The sequence below is a fragment of the Ruegeria sp. genome (assembly GCF_965221235.1).
Classification (GTDB): domain Bacteria; phylum Pseudomonadota; class Alphaproteobacteria; order Rhodobacterales; family Rhodobacteraceae; genus Ruegeria.
Window position 1 is genome coordinate 1,948,589 of record NZ_CBDCRS010000004.1, and the last position, 17,739, is coordinate 1,966,327.

27 protein-coding genes are annotated in these 17,739 nt (G+C 64.4%); 12 read left to right on the plus strand and 15 right to left on the minus strand.

The genetic code is table 11. The features are described from left to right. Positions 1-2: 2 nt before the first annotated feature. The 13 genes from ACOQOY_RS12855 to ACOQOY_RS12915 form a co-directional block, all read right to left on the minus strand. Positions 3-695, minus strand: coding sequence for a DUF3164 family protein (locus ACOQOY_RS12855; RefSeq protein WP_420585810.1), 693 nt, complete (start codon positions 693-695; stop codon positions 3-5). Further along, positions 692-979 carry a hypothetical protein gene (locus ACOQOY_RS12860; protein WP_420585811.1) on the minus strand — a complete coding sequence of 96 codons (288 nt, stop codon included), beginning with the start codon at positions 977-979 and terminating at the stop codon, positions 692-694. The genes ACOQOY_RS12855 and ACOQOY_RS12860 overlap by 4 nt, the downstream gene beginning before the upstream one ends. Beyond that, positions 976-1,938, minus strand: coding sequence for an AAA family ATPase (locus tag ACOQOY_RS12865; protein WP_420585812.1), 963 nt, complete (start codon positions 1,936-1,938; stop codon positions 976-978). Before ACOQOY_RS12865 ends, ACOQOY_RS12860 begins: the two co-directional genes overlap by 4 nt. A gap of 12 nt (positions 1,939-1,950) precedes the next feature. Then, positions 1,951-3,588, minus strand: a complete 1,638-nt coding sequence (locus ACOQOY_RS12870) for a DDE-type integrase/transposase/recombinase (RefSeq protein ID WP_420585813.1) — start codon at positions 3,586-3,588, stop codon at positions 1,951-1,953. Between the two features lie 194 nt (positions 3,589-3,782). After that, on the minus strand, positions 3,783-4,493 hold the full coding sequence (locus ACOQOY_RS12875; RefSeq protein ID WP_420585814.1) for a hypothetical protein: 711 nt from the start codon (positions 4,491-4,493) through the stop codon (positions 3,783-3,785). Between the two features lie 21 nt (positions 4,494-4,514). Continuing rightward, positions 4,515-4,862 (minus strand): hypothetical protein, encoded by a 348-nt coding sequence (locus tag ACOQOY_RS12880; RefSeq protein ID WP_420585815.1) that lies wholly within the window; start codon positions 4,860-4,862, stop codon positions 4,515-4,517. Next, positions 4,855-5,103 carry a hypothetical protein gene (locus ACOQOY_RS12885; RefSeq protein ID WP_420585816.1) on the minus strand — a complete coding sequence of 83 codons (249 nt, stop codon included), beginning with the start codon at positions 5,101-5,103 and terminating at the stop codon, positions 4,855-4,857. The genes ACOQOY_RS12880 and ACOQOY_RS12885 overlap by 8 nt, the downstream gene beginning before the upstream one ends. Further along, a complete protein-coding gene (locus ACOQOY_RS12890) occupies positions 5,103-5,498 on the minus strand; it encodes a hypothetical protein (protein ID WP_420585817.1) in 396 nt (131 codons plus the stop codon). Before ACOQOY_RS12890 ends, ACOQOY_RS12885 begins: the two co-directional genes overlap by 1 nt. A 316-nt stretch (positions 5,499-5,814) precedes the next feature. Further along, positions 5,815-6,408 carry a helix-turn-helix domain-containing protein gene (locus tag ACOQOY_RS12895; protein WP_420585818.1) on the minus strand — a complete coding sequence of 198 codons (594 nt, stop codon included), beginning with the start codon at positions 6,406-6,408 and terminating at the stop codon, positions 5,815-5,817. Then, the gene (locus ACOQOY_RS12900) at positions 6,405-6,629 is read right to left on the minus strand and encodes a hypothetical protein (RefSeq protein ID WP_420585819.1); all 225 of its coding nucleotides are present in this window, start codon (positions 6,627-6,629) and stop codon (positions 6,405-6,407) included. Before ACOQOY_RS12900 ends, ACOQOY_RS12895 begins: the two co-directional genes overlap by 4 nt. Beyond that, positions 6,626-7,303 (minus strand): hypothetical protein, encoded by a 678-nt coding sequence (locus ACOQOY_RS12905; protein WP_420585820.1) that lies wholly within the window; start codon positions 7,301-7,303, stop codon positions 6,626-6,628. Before ACOQOY_RS12905 ends, ACOQOY_RS12900 begins: the two co-directional genes overlap by 4 nt. A gap of 1 nt (position 7,304) precedes the next feature. Further along, positions 7,305-7,949 carry a hypothetical protein gene (locus ACOQOY_RS12910; RefSeq protein WP_420585821.1) on the minus strand — a complete coding sequence of 215 codons (645 nt, stop codon included), beginning with the start codon at positions 7,947-7,949 and terminating at the stop codon, positions 7,305-7,307. Then, a complete protein-coding gene (locus ACOQOY_RS12915; protein WP_420585822.1) occupies positions 7,946-8,230 on the minus strand; it encodes a hypothetical protein in 285 nt (94 codons plus the stop codon). Before ACOQOY_RS12915 ends, ACOQOY_RS12910 begins: the two co-directional genes overlap by 4 nt. A 107-nt stretch (positions 8,231-8,337) precedes the next feature. Here ACOQOY_RS12915 and ACOQOY_RS12920 point away from each other — a divergent pair, with 107 nt between their 5' ends. Both ACOQOY_RS12920 and ACOQOY_RS12925 read left to right on the plus strand, forming a co-directional pair. Beyond that, the gene (locus ACOQOY_RS12920) at positions 8,338-9,345 is read left to right on the plus strand and encodes a S24 family peptidase (RefSeq protein WP_420585823.1); all 1,008 of its coding nucleotides are present in this window, start codon (positions 8,338-8,340) and stop codon (positions 9,343-9,345) included. Positions 9,346-9,368: 23 nt separating this feature from the next. Continuing rightward, positions 9,369-9,695, plus strand: coding sequence for a hypothetical protein (locus tag ACOQOY_RS12925; RefSeq protein ID WP_420585824.1), 327 nt, complete (start codon positions 9,369-9,371; stop codon positions 9,693-9,695). A gap of 68 nt (positions 9,696-9,763) precedes the next feature. On the opposite strand, the gene ACOQOY_RS12930 is transcribed toward ACOQOY_RS12925, so the two are convergent. After that, complete coding sequence (locus ACOQOY_RS12930) at positions 9,764-10,414, minus strand: hypothetical protein (RefSeq protein WP_420585825.1); 651 nt, start codon at positions 10,412-10,414, stop codon at positions 9,764-9,766. A 94-nt stretch (positions 10,415-10,508) separates the two neighbouring features. Further along, positions 10,509-11,297 (minus strand): DNA adenine methylase, encoded by a 789-nt coding sequence (locus tag ACOQOY_RS12935; protein WP_420587244.1) that lies wholly within the window; start codon positions 11,295-11,297, stop codon positions 10,509-10,511. A 256-nt stretch (positions 11,298-11,553) separates the two neighbouring features. Between ACOQOY_RS12935 and ACOQOY_RS12940 the strand changes: the two genes are divergently transcribed. Genes ACOQOY_RS12940 through ACOQOY_RS12985 form a run of 10 tightly spaced genes read left to right on the plus strand, consistent with a single transcriptional unit; the run spans position 11,554 to position 17,632 of the window. Next, positions 11,554-12,657, plus strand: a complete 1,104-nt coding sequence (locus ACOQOY_RS12940) for a phage protease (protein WP_420585826.1) — start codon at positions 11,554-11,556, stop codon at positions 12,655-12,657. Next, positions 12,650-13,099: a hypothetical protein gene (locus tag ACOQOY_RS12945; protein WP_420585827.1), complete on the plus strand. Its 450-nt coding sequence runs from the start codon at positions 12,650-12,652 to the stop codon at positions 13,097-13,099. Before ACOQOY_RS12940 ends, ACOQOY_RS12945 begins: the two co-directional genes overlap by 8 nt. Before the next feature lie 15 nt (positions 13,100-13,114). After that, a complete protein-coding gene (locus ACOQOY_RS12950; RefSeq protein ID WP_420585828.1) occupies positions 13,115-14,014 on the plus strand; it encodes a Mu-like prophage major head subunit gpT family protein in 900 nt (299 codons plus the stop codon). A 15-nt stretch (positions 14,015-14,029) separates the two neighbouring features. Beyond that, a complete protein-coding gene (locus ACOQOY_RS12955; RefSeq protein WP_420585829.1) occupies positions 14,030-14,326 on the plus strand; it encodes a hypothetical protein in 297 nt (98 codons plus the stop codon). Then, positions 14,326-14,808, plus strand: a complete 483-nt coding sequence (locus ACOQOY_RS12960) for a hypothetical protein (RefSeq protein WP_420585830.1) — start codon at positions 14,326-14,328, stop codon at positions 14,806-14,808. The genes ACOQOY_RS12955 and ACOQOY_RS12960 overlap by 1 nt, the downstream gene beginning before the upstream one ends. Further along, the gene (locus ACOQOY_RS12965) at positions 14,805-15,230 is read left to right on the plus strand and encodes a phage protein Gp36 family protein (protein WP_420585831.1); all 426 of its coding nucleotides are present in this window, start codon (positions 14,805-14,807) and stop codon (positions 15,228-15,230) included. Before ACOQOY_RS12960 ends, ACOQOY_RS12965 begins: the two co-directional genes overlap by 4 nt. Beyond that, a complete protein-coding gene (locus ACOQOY_RS12970) occupies positions 15,230-15,778 on the plus strand; it encodes a phage virion morphogenesis protein (RefSeq protein ID WP_420585832.1) in 549 nt (182 codons plus the stop codon). Before ACOQOY_RS12965 ends, ACOQOY_RS12970 begins: the two co-directional genes overlap by 1 nt. Then, a complete protein-coding gene (locus tag ACOQOY_RS12975; RefSeq protein WP_420585833.1) occupies positions 15,775-16,314 on the plus strand; it encodes a phage tail terminator protein in 540 nt (179 codons plus the stop codon). The genes ACOQOY_RS12970 and ACOQOY_RS12975 overlap by 4 nt, the downstream gene beginning before the upstream one ends. 17 nt (positions 16,315-16,331) lie before the next feature. Further along, positions 16,332-17,147 carry a hypothetical protein gene (locus ACOQOY_RS12980; protein ID WP_420585834.1) on the plus strand — a complete coding sequence of 272 codons (816 nt, stop codon included), beginning with the start codon at positions 16,332-16,334 and terminating at the stop codon, positions 17,145-17,147. Next, positions 17,147-17,632, plus strand: coding sequence for a DUF6631 family protein (locus ACOQOY_RS12985; protein WP_420585835.1), 486 nt, complete (start codon positions 17,147-17,149; stop codon positions 17,630-17,632). The genes ACOQOY_RS12980 and ACOQOY_RS12985 overlap by 1 nt, the downstream gene beginning before the upstream one ends. Positions 17,633-17,739 lie beyond the last annotated feature (107 nt).

The following is a 17,739-nucleotide window of genomic DNA, read 5'->3' on the forward strand; positions in this document are numbered from 1 at the left end:
GCTCACCCCGCTTTCGCCAGATCGATCGTGACCGGCTGCCATGCCGCATCCGGGGCCTCGCGCGTGTAGACGCGCACGTAGGACTTGCTGCCCACCACGCGCATGGCATCGCGGATGGCAACCATCGCCTGCTTCCAGCGCTCGTCGTCTATATCCAGCCGCAGCAGGTTGTAGATCGCACCGCGGCTGATCTCGCCTTCTTTCTCGACCTTGAAGGCGTGCCCGACGATGGCGCGGATTTCCGCGCGGCTGTCCGCCGCCCAGCCCGACAGGCATTCCTCAACCAGATCGCGCGCCGCCTGAAGCTCTGGGCCGAAGGCGATGGTCTCGGAGACCTGCACCTGGAGCTTGTGACAGCCGTCATAGCTCATGTAGGTGCGATTGCCCTTCACGCTCTTGCGCGTGTGACCGCCGTATTCGGCCTCCAGAAGCGCATCGAAGCTGCTGATGTCGTCCATCGTATGGGCCCGGAAGCGTCCGATCTGCGCGCTCAGGTCCTCGGCAAAGCCAAGCACCTGCCGCACCATCTGATCCATCAGCTGGTCCTGCGGCTTGATCAGTTCCAGCGGTGTAAGACCACCGCGCGCGTTCTGCATGTAGCGCTGGCCCCTGACCTCGACCGTGGCCGCTTCCAGCCAGTCCGCGTCGCTCAGGGCGCGGGCGTCGTCGAAGGGTGTGTCTGTACGTTTACTCATCTTTTCTCCTCCTTGCACAAATGCTCAATCAGAGCCTCGAACGGGTCGGCCTCCCACGTGAAGCGGGCGTAGCGGGACGGGTCCTGCGGATGGGTCAGGTCGGTTTCGAGATAAAAGTGCAGCGGGGGCCGCGCGCGCAGGAAGCAGAGCCATTGCCGGCGGTTGTCGAGAAACACTCTTCCAACCATGCGCACATCACCATCATCCATCTGCTCGTGCGGAGCCATCAGACGCCAGCCACCGGGCAGGTCGCCCGGCGGCACAGGGTCACCCCGGCCGGTCATGCCGCGTCTCCGGCAGCCGCCTCGATATCGTCACCCGTGATCGCATCGCGCTCCTCGGCGCGCGCGATCATCCAGGCCCGCGCCATCAGGCGGCGCAACGCGTGCAGGCCCCCATCACAGGTGGTGGCCCGGGCCATATGCTTCATTTCGCGCGCCGTTGGCTGCCGTCCCAGCGGGCCGGCCGCAATCGCCGCAATATCATCCCGCGCGACGGTCTTGAGATCGACGGTCATGCCGATCCGGCCCTTGACCTGCGGGCAGCGCCCCAGGGTCATGACGATGTCATTGTCCCCGATCAGCGCCAGCCCGCAGCCCGCCATGTCGCGAATGCAGCGCAACTCGTCCAGAAGTGCGGCTCTGAGGTGATGCGCCTCGTCGATCACCACCAGCGCACCGCGATCCTCAAGCCGGGTTATGATCGCCGTTTCCGCCTCCATCGCCGAGCCGTGATGCGCGCCCGCACCCGCCGCCTCGCCCAGACGCGACAACAACTTTGGCAGCGAGGTGATGGTCGGAGACGCGCGCAGCCAGATCGCGCTGGCGCGCGCATCGCAATGCCGCTTGGCGGCCCAGGTCTTGCCGCGCCCCGAAGGGCCATGGATCAGCGCCAGATCACCGGCGGCCTGCGCATAGGCAAGTGCTGCGGCGATCTGCCCGGCGGCCGTTGTCTCCGCGTGGGCATCCAGCCTTGCACCGCCGAACGCGTGCGCCGCCCGTTCGGCGCGGGTTTGCAGCCAGCGTTCCAGCCGCTCCTCGACCGCCGCCACATCGCCCGGATAATCCCCCTGCAGCCAGCGCGTGAGCGTGGCCTGCGACACGCCGCGTCCGATCTCGGCCGCCGCCCTGGCCCGGCTCAGGCCAAAAGCGGACATCTCCGCCTCGACACGGGCGCGCAGATCGCTGCGGTCGGCCCCTTCCGCATTGCGCGCCAGCGCGGTGACATTTGGTGCATGATCCATGGTCGGTCTCCTTCAGTGATCCTCGTCGAGATAGAGTTTGGCCGCTGCCGCCAGTGCCCGGTTGAACGGGACAGCCTGCCGCCCCGGTGTGTCCGACGGCCTGTTTGAGGCGCGATCCGCCGCTTTGGCGGCCTGCGCCAGCGCAGGGGTTGCATAAGGCGCTTGATCGCGCGGAAGTGCCGTGACCTTCGCGGCTTCGCGGCGCGCGTGGTCCAGCACATCATCCATGGCGGTTTCGGGGTGGTGGCGCTTCGCTGTGGCCCTCGCCCGGGCGCGGGCCACAGCATCCGCTTTCGCGGCTTTCGCCTTCGCCTCCGCCGCAATGGCGGCCTGGTCGAGATCCGGAGCGCTGACATCACGGGCCCGCCCGATGAAACCCCCATCCGTTCCAAAAACCAGCAGGCCGCAGGCATCCTCCGGGTCATGACGGACGCTCACCGTGCTTTGGACCAGTGGCCCGAGTTCCGGGCCGATATATCTGCGACCCCCAAGCGAGATACCTTTCTTGCCCACCTCCCGGCTGCCGCCACCGGCGGGCGGTGCGAGCAGCACATCAAGCGCCCGCGCGCTCTCCACCCGGCGCACCGGGCCGGTCCAGGACAAAGCGCGTTCAAACGGGCTCTGCCCCGCAAGCGCGTCATGAACGCGGCGGCCATAGACTGCGTCGGCCCAGTCATCCAGCCGGACCTGCACCTCTTGCGCAGACAGGTCGGCCCTCAAGGTCACCGCCGGGCTTTCTCCCCGCCGCGCGGCAAAGCTCTTGCGGTCGCGCAGCGCCTGCGCCTGCGCCACGTTGTGGCCTGCAAACCCCGGCAGAAAGGCAAAGAGATCGCGGCTCACCGTGCCGATCAGGCGTTCCACATGCGGCTTGTCCTCCGGGTGGTAGGGGCGGCAGGGGCGGTGGTCGATCTCCAGGTCCGCAAGCAGGCCCAGCATGTGCCGGCTGGTGTAGTCGCGGCCCTCGTCGGTCACCAGAGCCTCCGGCACGCCCCAGGCGAGAATGGCCCGGCGCAAAAGCGCTGCAATCGCCGTGGCCCGGCTGGTGCGCGCGAGCAGGAACAGCGCCCGGCGCGACCAGATATCGATCACGGCGATCAGCGCATGACGCCTGCCATCGGCGCAGATCACATCCGCAATCGTGGAATCAATCTCCCAGACCGCGTTCAGGGCTTCAACCTGAGCGCTGCGCGTTCCGAAGGCGGGCCCGCGATGCGAGCGGTGCCGGTCGGGTGCGAGAGCGGCGGAAAGACCGCGCTCGTTGCAGGCCCGCCAGCGCCGCAACCAGCGCCGCACCGAGCCGACACCACCCTCGTAGCCGCAGCGCGCCTGCAGCACCCGCAGAGCGTGAGGGGCGGTCAGGTGGGCTCCGTGATGCCAGGCCAGCGCTTCAAGTTCCGCCTCGTGAGCGGGTGTGAGCCGTCCCGGCCTGCCGGTGCGCGGGCGCTCCAGCAGAAGATGAACCCGGTGCCCGCGCGGGCAACCGCTCACCCTGCGCCGCCATTTGGCAAGGCTCACAGGCGAGACATCCGCCTCCAGCGCCGCCAGCCGGTCCGCCTCGGCCACCGGCAACCCACCGGCGATCAATTGCTCCGCAGCCCGCACCGCCGCCAGCCGTGCGCGGGCCGTCGCGCGGGCCGCCTCCGGAGCCATGGTCCAGGGATCAGAGGGGGCAAAGTCGGGGGCAATGTCGGGGGCGGGGCTGGTTGGGGTGGCACTGCCGGGGTCATTCACCGGCGCTGCATCGGGGATGCACGGGCCGTGCAAGGGCGCTGCATCGCCGCTCTCCGACACCGGACCGGCGGGACAATCCCGCCCCGTGCGCCGGGCAAGCGACCACGCGCCCATCAGCCGCGCCCTTCCAGCCTGGTGGCCATGGCATCCACCCCGTCGAGCATCGCCTGGAGTTTCGCCTCCAGCCGGTTGCCCGCACGGCGCAGGTCGCGGGCCAGACCGGCGCGCATGTTGCCGTGCAGGCTGTCAATGCCATCGTCGGTCAGAACCTCTACTATGGCATCGCTCAGCGCCGCCGCGTCCTTCTCCAGAAGCTTCGTCAGGGTCGATAGCCGGTTGCGCAGACCCGTCACCGCGTCACGCGGATCGGTCAGCGCGGCGTCGAGCTTGCGCTTCAACGCCCTCCGTTCCTCCTCGCTTTTTGCCATGCGACCGGAAAGGCTGACCTCGCGCGCCGACTTGCGCAGACGCTTCGGGCTCCACCCGCTTGCCGCCGCCGTCCGGATCAGGCTCAGGCGGTGGCCTTCGGGCAGGCGGTAGAGTTCCATGTGATGCGTGAAGCTCAGAGACTGTTCCCTTTTATCATATGGCCAGGCCGTCGAGACTTCGCGATAGATGCATACCTTTGAGCGGCTGACCCCAAGCTGGTCGGCCAATGCACCGTCACTCAGATCGTCGGGGAGCGCATCGCTGGCAAGGAAATCCGCAAACTCCCAGCTTGCCGCTGATTGCCGGTCGAGAATGGCCTGCGCCTCCGTCAGCCAGGACACAGTGCCGGTCGTGGGATCAGGCTGCGCTTCGACCAGCTTGATATGAGTGGGCATGTCGGGCCGGTCCTTCATCCGTCAACCTCCTGCAATCTGGAATTTCCAGGGGGTGTTAGTTAAACTAACACCTGATAAAGCGTATGATTTCAAAGAGTTGAGCAAAATTTTCTCCGGCGTTTTTGGCCCCGTGCCTCGTACGCGCGCGCGGCCTCCTGCAATCTGGAATTTCCATGGGGTGTTAGTTAAACTAACACCTGATAAAGCGTATGATTTCAAAGAGTTGGGCAAAATTTTCTTGCGCTTTTTTGGCCCCGTGCCTCGCGCGCGCGCGAGGGGCATGATCCGGGCCATGCGGATTGCACCCCGCGCGCCCGGGTCTTGCGCCCGTCCCGCGCGGGCCCGCACGAGGGTTTCCACCTCAGCCATCGCGCTCCTCCGGTTGTGCAGGTTTCGTCATGCGATAAAGCCAGAGCCGCTCGCCGCGTTTGCTGACCGTCTGGCGGCAGTGGATTTCCGCGCCGTTGGCACGCAACTCGGCAATGGCCGCATTGACCGCGCAAACCTGCGCGCCCGTCACGATCTCAAGGGTCGAGTGCTCGCGCCCGTCCCGCAGCCAGGCGTGCAGACGCTGAAGGCGCGGCGAGTTATGAAGCTTCGCCGCATACATCAGCACGCCCTCCGCATCAGCTGGTGGATGTGGTCAATGATCCGAACGGCGCGCAGCGCGGCATCGTCCTCAGTGCGGATCGATCGCAGCCCGCAGGCCGCAGGCCGCGTGAAACCCGAAGGTTGCGGTCGCGGTTGCGGTGGCGGCATCCGGTAGACCCGCGCAATCTCCGCCTCGGTGGCGTCGGTCAGCGCAATGCAGAGCAGCATCGTGATCTGCCAATCGCGCCGGTCAACGTGATCGCTCACCGGGACGCGCAGATCATCAGCACCCACGTCGAGCGCGTCAGCCGCGCATAACAGGATTTTCAGCGGACAAAGCCCCAGAGCCCGCACGGAGCCCGCAAAAGGCATGTCTGCCAGTGCGGCGCGCGCGGATGGGCGAAGACCGCTCATGCGGCGCTCCTGCGGATGTCAGGTGCGGCGGCGAAACGGCCGGAATTGACCGGCGTACCCGCCGCCGCGATCATCGGAGATGCTAACCAACCGATGGATGAGGACCCCACCACAAACGATGAAGCAAATGAGATTAAGGTCTCTCGCGTGGTAATCCAGTTGATGCGGCAATGGCTGAAATTGCTCTTGTAGACACGGAGGGCCTGACCAGGTCCGCTAAAAGTGTGTCGATAATCTGCTGGTGCAGCGTTTTCTGGTCGCCGGTGTTTGTGGGTCCGGACATGACTGTTTCTCCTTCTACTGACTGATTTGAGCATCACGCCGCCCTCCCGTCTGCCGGGTCCAGCCGGCGCAGAACGGCCACGATGAGAGATGCATGGGCAGGATTCGAAGCGACCCGGCCTGCGGCATGGCATATATCGGTCCGGGCCGTTGTGTGAGACCGGCCAAGCGCCGCGCCGATTTGCGCGAGGCTCGCATCAGTCAGCGCCGCCATGAGCAGCATGGCATTATGCCGCGCCGTGCATATCTCCCTTTCTCTGCCCGCGCAGCGCAGGTCTTGCGCCTCCAGACCGCTGACATCGGCGGTCTGCTGAATGATGTCCTCCAGCGATTCCGCCGTGGCAGGCAGCGCCGGAAGGTCCTTGCCGTTGATGAGACCGGCCAGGGCGGCGCGGGCCGCGTTCCGGTACCCCGGATACGCCCTGCGCTCACCACTTTTCCGGGTCGCCCCCAGAATGCCTTCGAGCACGTCGAAGGTTCCACGCTCCTCCAGCGTTTCCGCCGCGCGCATCGCGCGGCGCAGATGGGATACCGCGCGGGCACAGGCCTCCTGGCTACCCTCACCCGACAGCGCTGTCGCAGACGCAAGCGCATGGCGCAGGGCCCTGAATTCCGTCAGCGCGATCATGCCGACACCTCCGGGGCGGCCTGCGCATCCCAAAGCGCATCGGCCAGCACCAGCATCAGACCCATCCGCTCCGCATGGCCCGCGCGGCAATAGAGCGTGGCGATGGCGCAGCGGAAATCATCCGGCGATCCGGCCTGCATAAACGCGCGCCGAACGCGCGCCGCCATCACGCCGGTGGTCCGGGCCGGGAACAGTGTCTTATCGGGCTGCGCGATGCTCATGACAGCACCCACCCGGCCAGCAGGCCGACCCAGAGCATTATGAAGATCGCAACCGCCCCGATGAGGTCACCAATCCAGTGATCATCGAGGCGGCGCACTGCCCGGGTCGCTGCCCGTAAAAAAGCCCCCGCCCGCGCCCGCCGGGACAGGCGACGCTGAGCAGGGGCAGGTTCAGCAGCGGACAGTACGGTGGTGGGCCGCTGCTGGCGGTTAACGGGATGGCGGCTGGTCATATCGGCCAACGGCGGAACCGGCCATTCGATGACCGGTCCCGCCGCCGATACCTTCGGAGATGCAACCCAACCGAAGGAAAGAGCATGCAAACCCCTCTCGACAAGAACCTGCAGACACAAATTCTGCGCAAGTTGTGCGCCAAGCCGTTCCGGCGACACAATGTGAGCAAGCTTTGCGATCATGCCGACCTTCAGCCCAATCTCGTCTATCTCTGCAAACTCGGTCTCGTAGACGGCTTCAGGGCTAATGACCGCGACAGGACCTTTCTTGACGTAAAGATTACAGTTGACGGTGTGGATTTCATCGCCCCCGCTGCTGGCGTCGGCAGTGACCTTCGTGTGGTCACCGTCAAAATCGACCCCAACGACTTGCGGACGCTTATTGCCGGTCGGATTGCCAAATCCGAGATGGCCGAAAAGGATAAGGAGCGTCTGACCCATGCTATTCACTCCCTGTCCGATCGTGCGCTTGGGGACCTGACGGGGCGTCTTGTGAATGAAGCAGTGGACCATCTGCCGGGCGTGCTTCGACTATTTCAAACCTTTGTGAGCGGTCTTTAGGACGCGGACGCCTGACAAGGCGCAAATAGCCGACCGTCCAGGACTCTCCGTTGAGTTCCGGCAATGTCAGCCAGCTATCGTCCGGAAGATCAATGTCGTCCACCAAGTGTATGATATACCCGTCGTCTTTTGGTAGCATAATCTCCAGACGCCCGTGGTAATGCTCACCATATCTCAAAAGCGGCGGGGCCGGCGGGCGCGTCCCATCCAAAAGAGGGCTACCGGCAACCGAAACCCAGAACAGGTGGGGGTTGTCGGTGAAGTTGCGCAGAAACAGGTCACCCCCTGGATGAAACTCCGACGACAGATCGAGGTGATGATCCCGGTCGCGGTTTACATTCTCGATCAAAAGGCCCCAGCGGCCAAAATCTACCTCGAAGAGGTGAAAGCGCCCGGATTGGTAGATCGCGTCGCCCCTGCCCACATCCGGTCCCCCGCGCAGCCACGGGAGCAATTGGCCTCGGGGTTGTGCCTGGCGATGACGTTCAGAAGGGAGCGTGTCGGGGGCTTGTGGCGTGCGGTTCATGCAACGTCCTCCGTTTTGGCCGCAGGCGTATCCGGCGTCGGCGGTGGGCGCGGGATGTCAGCGGGAGAGCCGGGTGTCGGCGGTGGGCGCGGGATATCAGATGGCCAGTCAACGAGGTCACTGCGCCAATTGTCGGACAGGTACTGGGCGACACGTGCCGCGCGGCGGGTCGTTACGTCGTGGCCCCGCTCGAGGCGGTCACAGAAGTCGCCGGACCCGGCGGCATACGTCGAGGTAGTTTTGACGCTCAGGCCAACGGCTTGGGAGTGAAGATGGATCAACTGGACTAATGATTTGCCATTCATGGCAATCATAATTTGCCAAACTTGGATATACGTCAAGAAATTTCGCCATAGTTGGCGAAATCAATTATCGCTATAAATTGCGAATGCAGAGCGAAGAACTGACAGAACTTTTTCGATTAGAAATTGAGCGGCAAGGAACCAACCCATTCCGTGTGGCAAAAGATCATGGGCTTCCAGCAAACGCTTTAAGGCATGTTTTAAAGGGCCATGAGCCCAAGGTTAGTCGCGCTGCCGAGATATGCGAAGCCCTGGGCCTTGAGTTCTACATCGGCCCACCGCGCGGCGAATCGCAAACGGAATTCAAATCGGACAATCTTGGACCGGTACGGACGGAACTTCCCTCCGAAATTCCTATGGCGCTTGGGCTTTCCGAGGATGCGGATGCGTCGGCCGTCATCGAGGCAATCCGCACGTGGAAGGAGCGGGAAGATGTACGTGGAATTTCTGCAGGCCAATTGCCGGACGCGGGACGAGGGGGATTTTCATTAGCTGATGTAGATGACCCGGACGCACGTTTCGATCTGATGCTGCTGAAACAAATCGAAACTCAAATGGCTGATTGGTTGGAGCAGATTCGGACGTTGCCCGTTCCGCAGCCGACTGATCTGGAAGCCGAACCTGCCCGTATCCGCCCGGCTGCCACGCTGCATGTCGTATCAAGTACGGATGAGGATGATGATTCGATCGTGCATTTCGCGGATGCGGTGCAGGCCGGTGCGGGTCCGGATGAGGAAGTGTTCAGCGAGTCGACGGATTTCTACGTGCAGTTGCCGCCGGGCTCTCTGCCCAAATCGGTACATCCTGAGCGCTGTATTGCCTTGCGTGCGTCGGGAGATTCGATGGAGCCGGGAATCCGAGACGGCGATATCCTGGTGATTGACCGGGACGACCGCGACCCGGCGGAGGGGCGAGCCTATGTTTTCCGCACATCCAGAGGATTGGTAGTCAAGAGGCTCACTGGCCAAATCGGCAACTGGTCAATGTACAGCGACAATGCGAACTATGCATCCCGGAAGGTGACAGCCGAGGACCGTATTCTGGGACATGTTGTTTGGGTGGGCCCCGAGCGAATTGTAGAGGTGGGGGGGTAGATGCTGCTTTAGGGGGAACATAAATGAACTTTTTGACAAAGCTGTTGCTGGTCGTTTTGGCTTTTGCACTTAGCGCGTGTGCGTCTCAACCTGAAGCAATTGCGCCGGTATCGATGGGTGATGCATTCAAAAACCTATCTTGTTCTAATGCGCAAAAAATGTTGGTTGAAGAAAGACAGGTACTTGCGGCTCTTGAGCAAAAGCAGCGAAGAGCGGCGACAGGTGATGCAATCGGTGTATTCCTGATCCTCGTTCCAGTGTCGAGCTTGACTGGTAACGATGTTGAAGGCTCGATCGCAACCTCCAAAGGCAAAGTTGTTGCGCTTGAGAACAGGCTTTTGAGCTGCTGATCAACGACAATCCTGATTGGCCGGGAAGACCCCGACCGCCTCGAAATCCCCACCACCCAGGAAATGATTTACCGTCTGTCGCGCACCCGCATTTCGACCAGTGCGATCCGGTCTGCGGGGATGTAGGTCAGGCGCGCGCCCCATTCGTCATCGACCGGGGCGGTTCGTTCCGTATCGCCGCCATTGGGGGCTGCCTCCTCGTCCACCACCATGACCACCGACCCTTCGGTGCCAAGCAAAGGGCTGAAACTGCCGATCGCGTCAAAAGCCCCTTTGGCGCGCGTATGTGCCGGAGCATCGCGGCAGAAGAGTTCCGTGCCATCGGTGGTGCGCACCATGATCTGCGTGACTTCCATGTCCCTTTGCTGGATCAGCGCTTCCCAGCCCGTGCACAGCCCGTCATCGACGTGGATTTTGAGCCGGTGCAGCAGATCGTACCACCAAGTTCTGCCATGGCGACGCCAGAGCGCGCCTGCGAGGATCGGCAGCAGCAGGGCCAATGCGGCCGCGCCGATCTGCAACAGACCGCCGGTACGGCCAAAAGCGGTTGAAAGCATTGGCCAGGCGAGCGCGGGGATCACGCCGAAAGCCAGCGTCAGCAGAATCGCGTCCCGTGCTGTGTGGCCGGCGCGCAGCCCGCTATAGGCCGTGATATAGCCCATGTATCCGCCCGCCAGGGCGATCTGCAGGTGAATGGGCAGTTGGACAATCTCGTTCATCGTCTCGCCTTTCGTTGTGTCTGGCCTTTCGTTGTGTCTGGCCCAGCATAGCAGACCCCGACCGTCCCGGATCAGCGGACCATGGTCCATCGCCTCAGTTCGAGATCAGCAACTCGCTGACCCGTTTGTGGACCCCGTTTTTCTTTGCAGAATAGGTCGTCTCGACCTCTTCGATATCGGCCCATGCGAACAGGTCGCGGATCTCCGGGCGGTCATTGATCGAGAGGATGAACCTGCCCTTGATTGTCGCGATTTGTGCTGCCAGGGCCGTAAAATCGTCCCGGCCAAACAGGCCCTTGCCGTAGTCGGTCTCGCAGCCCCAGTAGGGCGGGTCGAGATAGAACAGGGTTCCCGCACCATCATAGCGGGTGATGAAGTCGGCGTAAGGAAGGCATTCGATCACGACGCCGGCCATGCGGGTGTGCAGGTCCTCGAGCATGGGCTCCAGCGTGGTCGGGTTGAACCGGCTGGAGCGGTCTTTGGCAACTCCGAAGTTCCGCCCGGAGACCTTGCCGCCAAAGGCGGTGCGCTGGAGATAGAGGAAGCGAGCGGCCCGTTCGAGATCGGTCAGGGTGTCGGGGTTGGTATCGACCAGGCGATTGAATTCAGCGCGTGTGGTGATCTGGAAGCGCAGCGTTTCGAGGAACTGGGGATAGTGGCGTTGCAGGATGCGAAAGAGGTTGCTGACATCGCGCCCGAGGTCGTTGATCACCTCCGCACGCGGTCGCATCCGGCGGCGCAGGAAGATGCCGCCCATGCCGACAAAGGGCTCGGCATAGGTCTGGTGGGGGATGGATTCGATCCGGGCCGTGATGCGTTTGGCGAGGTTTCGCTTGCCGCCGAGCCATGGGGCGACGGGGTCGACCGGTGCGACGGGTTGCAGGGGTGCCGTATCGGGTTTTGACAAGTGGTCCGCCTCCCACGATCATGACCCCGCCCATGCATGGGTGGCGGGACGGCCAGGGCTGGCCGGTTCTGGTCGTGGGAGGGCTTTCTCCCCGACCCCCGTCTGGTCCCCGGGATTGTCCGTCCGGGGACCACCACGGGTCTCAGAGGCAGTGCTAGCATGTGTGCCGGGGGTGTGGCAGCGGACCATGGTCCGCTGATAATTTGATTTCGGCTGCGCTAGTGTTGCGGCCATGGACGGTCATACGGACATCCGCGCGGTCTGCGCAATGCAGCTTCCGGAGGGGGCTGAACCGCCTTCGGAGATCCTGCTGATCCCGGCGGGCGAAGTTTCGTTTCGCCCGCATGACGGTCGTGATCCGGTTCACAACAGCAATCCTGCGGCCGTGGTGGCGGCGACGATGGCGTTGCGGGGCGAGACCGGAGTGGACCTGGTCATCGACTTCGAGCACCAGACGGAGTTTGCGCGCAGCAATGGCCAGCCTGCGCCGGCGGCGGGCTGGATCAGCCGGGTTTTCGAGCGCGGCGGGGCGGTGTGGGGCGCGGTCAGGTGGACCGAACGGGCGGCGGCGATGATTGCGGCGCGGGAATATCGCTACATCAGCCCGGTGTTTTTTTATCACGCGCAGACCCACGAGGTGACGCTCATCGTGAGTGCGGCGCTGACCAACGATCCGGCGCTGCACATGCGGGCGCTGGCCCGCGCGGAGACACATTCAGAGAAGGAGGGTCGCGAGATGGACCTTGAGAAACTGCGCAAGGCGCTTGGCCTTGCGGCGGATGCCGACGAGGCGGCGATTGTGGCGGCGGCAGGTGCAGCCCATAGCGCGGCGGGTGTGCTGGGCGAGACCCGCAAGGCGCTGGAGCTTGACGAGGCGGCGGACAGCGCGGCAATTCTGGCGGCTGCGCGGGCGGGCGGCAGCGGCGATGACGACGATGGCGGCGATGGTGCTGACGCGGACCCCGATCCCGCGCAATTCGTGCCGCGCGCCGAGTTCGACCGGGTTTCCGCATCCCTGACAAGCCTGCAGACCGAGCGGGTGGAGGAGCGCGCCACGGCGGCTGTGGATGCCGCGACGGAGGCGGGCAAGATCGCGCCGGCACAGCGCGACTGGGCGCTGGCCTATGCGAAGAAGGACCCGTCCGGTTTCGAGAAGTTCGCCGCCTCGGCTGCCGCGATCCTGCCGAAAGGCCAGCTGGTGCCCGATCAGGCCCCTGCCCGCGAGGCGGGCAGCCTGACGGTGGAGGAGAAGGCGGTCTGCCGGGCGACCGGGGTGAGCGAGAAGGCGTTCATCGAGAGCGCCAATGCGCGCAAGGAGGCTGTGGCCCATGAATGAGTTCGACACCCCCCGCCGCACGGGCGGCTACGAGTTCGTCGAAAGCTACGATGTGGCGGCTTCGGTGACGATCAAAGCCGGCGCGCTGGTTGCGCGTGATGGCGATGGCAATGCGGTGCCCTATGCGACCACTGCGGAGGGCACAGTGAACGCGCTGGTGGCGCTGGGGCGCTGCGATGCGACGGCGGACAATTCCGATGGCGCGGCGGGCGACATTCAGGTGCGGGTGCGCACGGGCGTGTTCCGCTGGGCCAACGATGTGAGCAACAAGGCGGTGACAAAGGCCAATATCGGCGCGGCCGTTTATGGCCATGACGACCACACGATCCGCTCGGATGCGAGGACGGGCGGGAACAAGGACAATGCCGCGAAGGCGGGACGGCTGATCGCGGTCGATGATGACGGGGCCTGGGTGGCCACCGGCATTCCCTTCCTGTGGTAAGCGAAGGAGACGAACATGATCATCAACCGACAGAATCTGGCGACGCTGGCCACGGTCTATGACGCCGCCTTCCGGGCGGCCTTTACCGGCTGGCAGGCGCAGAGCATGTATGAGCAGGTGGCGATGACCACCATGTCAACGACCGCGTCGAACCTCTATCCGTGGCTGGGCAAGCTGCCGTCGATGCGCGAATGGCTCGGTGAGCGCGTGGCGCAGAACCTGACCGAGCACAGCTTCGAGATTCGCAACCGCGATTTCGAACTGACCGTTGGGGTGGACCGCAATGCGATCGAGGACGACCAGTATGGCGTCTACATGCCGCAATTTGCCCATATGGGCGAGGCATCAGCGGCGCATCCGGACGAGCTGGTCTGGCCGCTGCTGAAGGCCGGGCACAGCACGAAGTGCTATGACGGCAAGAACTTCTTTGCCGAGGATCACGCGGTCAAGGGCGTGGGCAAGGTGTCGAACTGGTACAAGAAGGGGAACGCTGCGCCCAAGTGGTATCTGATGGATCTCTCGCGCTCTGCGATGAAGCCGATCATCTTCCAGCAGCGAAAACCCGGCGACATGATCGTGCGGCTGGACCGCGAGGAGGACGAGAACGTCTTCAACCGCCGCGAGTTTCTTTACGGAATTCATTGCCGTGACAATGTGGGGTTCGGGCTGTGGCAACTGGCGGCGGCCTCGTCGGAGGATTTGACGGCCACGAACTTTGCCAAGGTCTACCAGGGCATGGAGGGTATGAAGGGGGACGAGGGCCGTCCGCTGGGTCTGCGGCCCACGCATCTGGTGGTGGCCCCCGCCCTGCGCGAGACGGGCACGAAACTCCTGAAGAACGAACTGGGGGCCAATGGCGAGACCAACACGGTGAAGGACTGGGCCGAGTTGATGGTCGTCCCCTGGCTGGCCTGAGGGGTTTTTTGACCGATGCCCGGACTTCAGTTGACAGATGAATGGCAGGACGGCGTTGCCGGTCTCAATCTGGAGGACGGCAAGTCCTACGTGGTCGAGTTTCACGGGCCGCCCGACACCCGGATCTATGCGCTGGATGTGAAGGGGACGGACAAGCCCGGGGCCAATGACCATCAGGATGCGCTGGTGCATTTCAACCGCGACCGCAATCCGCGCGTGTCAGACCCCATGGAGTTCCGGGCGCGGGCCGACTGGACCTGGTGGCTCAGGACCGACGGTGGCATCGCGCGCCTCGTCGTGGCGGAAATCTGATGCCGGCCCGGCGGCGCATGTCCGGCGCTGCGGCCGCTGGTGGCGGTCTGGATCAGGCCGCTGTCGACGCGCGGGTTGCAGCGCTGGGTGTCCCCTCGCTGATCGGCGCTGCGAACTTCAGAATTGACAGGACCCACATATGGGTGGCGGGGGAAGGTGACGGGATTGTGCTGCCGACCTCGGACAAGGAGACGTTCTGGGCGCTGTCCATCGGGGATACAAATTACGACGATGCGATTATTCTGTTTGAGCCGGGACGGCTGGCGCAGGCCACGGGCACCGGAAACCCGGCCCGCGTCGCGGGCGGGGCCGTCAACAGAAACAACGCTGTGATTGAACTCAATGTGAGCCGGGCCACGCGGGCGATCGATATATTTTTTCTTGCCCGAACCAGCGACAGCAAGCTGCTGGCCGGCACGTTTTCGAGGGACCTCGATCAACTGATGCCGCTCAAGCTGTGGCGTATGGGGGCGGCCCCATGAGCTACGCGACCCGCCAGGACCTGATTGACCGGTTTGGTGCGGACGAGATTGCCGCGCTGGATGCGGGCACCGGGCCGGAAACATATCCGCGCGTCAAAGCAGCGATCGCGGATGCGACCGCCGAGATCGACGCGGTGCTCTCGGCCCGCTGGGACCTGCCGCTGCCCGCAGGCGATTACCCGCTTCTGACCGCCATCGCCTCGGACATCGCCCGGGCGCGGCTTTATGACGACGCCGCCCCGGAGACCGTGCGGGATCGTGCCACGCGGGCCCGCGCCAAGCTGCGCACCATTCCCGAAGGCCGCTACCAGCTGGTGACGGCAGCGGGTGCGGAAGCGCCCGCGCGCCAGCAGGACGATGCGGCGGGCCAGATCTGCGGGCCGCGGCCGCGCTTCGGTCGCGACACTCTGGAGGGGCTCTGATGATGGCGCGTATTGCGGTGGAGATGGATGACAGCCAGATCGCGGGTGCGCTCGGGCGGTTGCAGGACCGTCTGTCGGACCTCACGCCGGTGATGGAGGCAATCGGTGCGCGGCTGGAGGCCTCCACGGCCCGCCGTTTCGAACAGGCCACCGGCCCGGACGGCCAGCCCTGGCAGCCCAGCCGCCGCGCGCAGGAGACCGGTGGTCTGACACTCACCGACACCGCGCGGCTGCGCCGGTCGATCACGACGCGCGTGGGCCGCGACAGCGTGGAGATCGGCTCCAACCTGGTCTATGCAGCCATCCACCAGTTTGGTGGCACCATCAAACAGGATGCGCGCCGGCAGGTGCTTGCCTTTGACCGCCGGGGCCGGTTTGCGTCCCGGCGCTCCACCGCCCGGCGGCGGGCCGGCGTTGTTCCCATCGCAATTGCCGATATCGCCGCACGCGAGATCACGATGCCCGCCCGGCCCTATCTGGGTCTCGACGATGGAGACCGCACCGCCATCCTGCGGATCCTGCGCGACGCGCTGGAGGCGGGGTCATGAGCACATCCTCCTTCCAGGCGCTGAAATTGTCGGTCGTCGCGCAACTGGCTGCACGGCTCGAGAACGAAGAGGCCTGGCATGCAGCACTTGCGGCGAAAACGGATGCGGAGACCGCCAGCGCCTGGCTTGCGGCCCGGACCCGCCGCCCGCCCTTTGGCGACCGGGTTCTGGGTGCGCTGGAGGCGGCGGCGTTGAGCGCCTGGCCCCAAACGCCCGCCGCGATCGTCACGCCGCTGGCCGATGATGCCCCGGAGGGTGTTGCGCCCAATGCGGGCGCGATCCAGCAGGTCACGTCGATCATTGCGGTGACCCTGATCATTGCCGCCCCCAATGACGCGACGGGGGCCAGCCGACGTGACGAGCTGGGCGCGTTGCTGGGCGGGGTGCGGATGATGGTGGCGGGTTGGCAGCCGGACGGGGCGCGCGAGACGCTGCAATTCCGGCGCGGTCGATTGGCGGGCCTTGACGGCGGCCGGATCGAGTGGCGCGAGGAATACAGCTTGCGTCACCGGCTGATCAACCTGGGACCGGCATAAGTCAAAAGGAGAGAGACGTGGCAAATCTGGTAACGCAACACGAGCCCATCGTCATATTCGGCGCGGGCGCATTTTTTATCGACCGGCATGTCGGGGGCAAGCCCTCCGGCACCGAGCGGTTCATCGGCGATGTGATTGCCGGGTCGGTCTCGGCAACGGTGCAACGCCAGACGGTTTATTCAGGCAACGGCGCGGTTGCCACGAAGCTGGTGGACAAGATCACGCAGATCGACCGGTCGCTGGGCCTCACGCCGCAGGACGCGACACTCGACAACATGGCCCTGTTCCTGATGGCCAGAAATCCGCAGAAAATCGCCGAGGTTGCGGAGAAGTCGCTCGCAACGTCCTGGCCGGTGCCCGACACCGTCACGTCCCGGGACTATTTTCAGTTCGGAACCGCAAAAAACGATCTTGTGGGACCGGCCAAAATCACGCTCGGCAACAGTGCGAAGCTGATATTCGCCCCCGCGCTTGACGCAGAAGATTACGCGTTTGACATCAGCACCGGGCGTCTGCGTCTCACCGACAGCGGTATCGCCAAGGCCAAGGGCAAGACGCTCAAGCTGACCATCGACAAGGTCAAGACCGAAGAATTCGAGCGTGTGGAGGTGACGGCGGATCTGAAACCGATCCGGGTTGCCCTGCGCTATATCGAGGACGCCGACGAGGGTGTCGAAGGCCGCAACATCTACATCCCCCGCGCCACGGTTGCACCCTCCGGGGACGCGACGCTGCTGGGGCGCAATACGCCTCAGCAGTTTCCGCTCACACTGAGCATTGAAGATCCCGGTGACGGGCTGGCGCAAATGTATATCGACGGGGTACCGACCTGATGGCCGGGCGCAGCGATCCTTCGCACGCTCCGGCGGACCAGGCTGACATCCTGATGCCCGACGAGGATATCACGATCACCGATCCGCAGAGCGGGGCGGCGCGGGAGATCACCGTGCGCGAGTATCGCTTTCGCGAGATGCTCAAGGCGCAGACGATCGCGCGGGCGCTGATCGAGGACATGGCGCGGGTGGCCGGCGATCCGGAGCGATTGACCAGTGCGGCGCTCTTTGCCGTTCTCGGCGAGCACGATGAGGCCTGGATCGCGCTCTGTGCGCTGGCGACCGGCCTGGAGGCGGGTGTGATCGAAGAACTGCGCGAGGCGGACAGCACGGCCCTGTCGCTGGCGGTCTGGCGGGCGAATTCGAATTTTTTTCTCGGGCGCATCCTGGGCGAACAGCTCAGCCGGGAGGCGCTGGCAACGAGCTCGGCCTCGTCGATATCCTCGACGGGCTCACAGCGGCCGGCCACGGATCGGCCGACCTGATCATGGACCGCCTGACATGGCGGCAGATGATCCATTATTTCCGCGCAGCCGAGCGCCGCCGGGTGCGTGAGATGGAGTTGCAGCTGGCGCTGACCCTGCGGTCGGCG

Excerpts from the sequence above, each read along its gene's own strand:
- ACOQOY_RS12965 (WP_420585831.1), top strand. The coding sequence starts at position 14,805 with ATGAGCTACGCGACCCGCCAGGACCTGATTGACCGGTTTGGTGCGGAC.
- ACOQOY_RS12930 (WP_420585825.1), bottom strand. The coding sequence starts at position 10,414 with ATGAACGAGATTGTCCAACTGCCCATTCACCTGCAGATCGCCCTGGCG.
- ACOQOY_RS12855 (WP_420585810.1), bottom strand. The coding sequence starts at position 695 with ATGAGTAAACGTACAGACACACCCTTCGACGACGCCCGCGCCCTGAGC.
- ACOQOY_RS12890 (WP_420585817.1), bottom strand. The coding sequence starts at position 5,498 with ATGAGCGGTCTTCGCCCATCCGCGCGCGCCGCACTGGCAGACATGCCT.
- ACOQOY_RS12960 (WP_420585830.1), top strand. The coding sequence starts at position 14,326 with ATGCCGGCCCGGCGGCGCATGTCCGGCGCTGCGGCCGCTGGTGGCGGT.
- ACOQOY_RS12975 (WP_420585833.1), top strand. The coding sequence starts at position 15,775 with ATGAGCACATCCTCCTTCCAGGCGCTGAAATTGTCGGTCGTCGCGCAA.
- ACOQOY_RS12865 (WP_420585812.1), bottom strand. The coding sequence starts at position 1,938 with ATGGATCATGCACCAAATGTCACCGCGCTGGCGCGCAATGCGGAAGGG.
- ACOQOY_RS12905 (WP_420585820.1), bottom strand. The coding sequence starts at position 7,303 with ATGGGTCAGACGCTCCTTATCCTTTTCGGCCATCTCGGATTTGGCAAT.
- ACOQOY_RS12910 (WP_420585821.1), bottom strand. The coding sequence starts at position 7,949 with ATGAACCGCACGCCACAAGCCCCCGACACGCTCCCTTCTGAACGTCAT.
- ACOQOY_RS12920 (WP_420585823.1), top strand. The coding sequence starts at position 8,338 with ATGCAGAGCGAAGAACTGACAGAACTTTTTCGATTAGAAATTGAGCGG.
- ACOQOY_RS12945 (WP_420585827.1), top strand. The coding sequence starts at position 12,650 with ATGAATGAGTTCGACACCCCCCGCCGCACGGGCGGCTACGAGTTCGTC.
- ACOQOY_RS12870 (WP_420585813.1), bottom strand. The coding sequence starts at position 3,588 with ATGGCTCCGGAGGCGGCCCGCGCGACGGCCCGCGCACGGCTGGCGGCG.
- ACOQOY_RS12940 (WP_420585826.1), top strand. The coding sequence starts at position 11,554 with ATGGACGGTCATACGGACATCCGCGCGGTCTGCGCAATGCAGCTTCCG.
- ACOQOY_RS12895 (WP_420585818.1), bottom strand. The coding sequence starts at position 6,408 with ATGATCGCGCTGACGGAATTCAGGGCCCTGCGCCATGCGCTTGCGTCT.
- ACOQOY_RS12900 (WP_420585819.1), bottom strand. The coding sequence starts at position 6,629 with ATGAGCATCGCGCAGCCCGATAAGACACTGTTCCCGGCCCGGACCACC.
- ACOQOY_RS12950 (WP_420585828.1), top strand. The coding sequence starts at position 13,115 with ATGATCATCAACCGACAGAATCTGGCGACGCTGGCCACGGTCTATGAC.
- ACOQOY_RS12880 (WP_420585815.1), bottom strand. The coding sequence starts at position 4,862 with ATGGCTGAGGTGGAAACCCTCGTGCGGGCCCGCGCGGGACGGGCGCAA.
- ACOQOY_RS12970 (WP_420585832.1), top strand. The coding sequence starts at position 15,230 with ATGATGGCGCGTATTGCGGTGGAGATGGATGACAGCCAGATCGCGGGT.
- ACOQOY_RS12925 (WP_420585824.1), top strand. The coding sequence starts at position 9,369 with ATGAACTTTTTGACAAAGCTGTTGCTGGTCGTTTTGGCTTTTGCACTT.
- ACOQOY_RS12885 (WP_420585816.1), bottom strand. The coding sequence starts at position 5,103 with ATGTATGCGGCGAAGCTTCATAACTCGCCGCGCCTTCAGCGTCTGCAC.
- ACOQOY_RS12875 (WP_420585814.1), bottom strand. The coding sequence starts at position 4,493 with ATGCCCACTCATATCAAGCTGGTCGAAGCGCAGCCTGATCCCACGACC.
- ACOQOY_RS12955 (WP_420585829.1), top strand. The coding sequence starts at position 14,030 with ATGCCCGGACTTCAGTTGACAGATGAATGGCAGGACGGCGTTGCCGGT.
- ACOQOY_RS12860 (WP_420585811.1), bottom strand. The coding sequence starts at position 979 with ATGACCGGCCGGGGTGACCCTGTGCCGCCGGGCGACCTGCCCGGTGGC.
- ACOQOY_RS12985 (WP_420585835.1), top strand. The coding sequence starts at position 17,147 with ATGGCCGGGCGCAGCGATCCTTCGCACGCTCCGGCGGACCAGGCTGAC.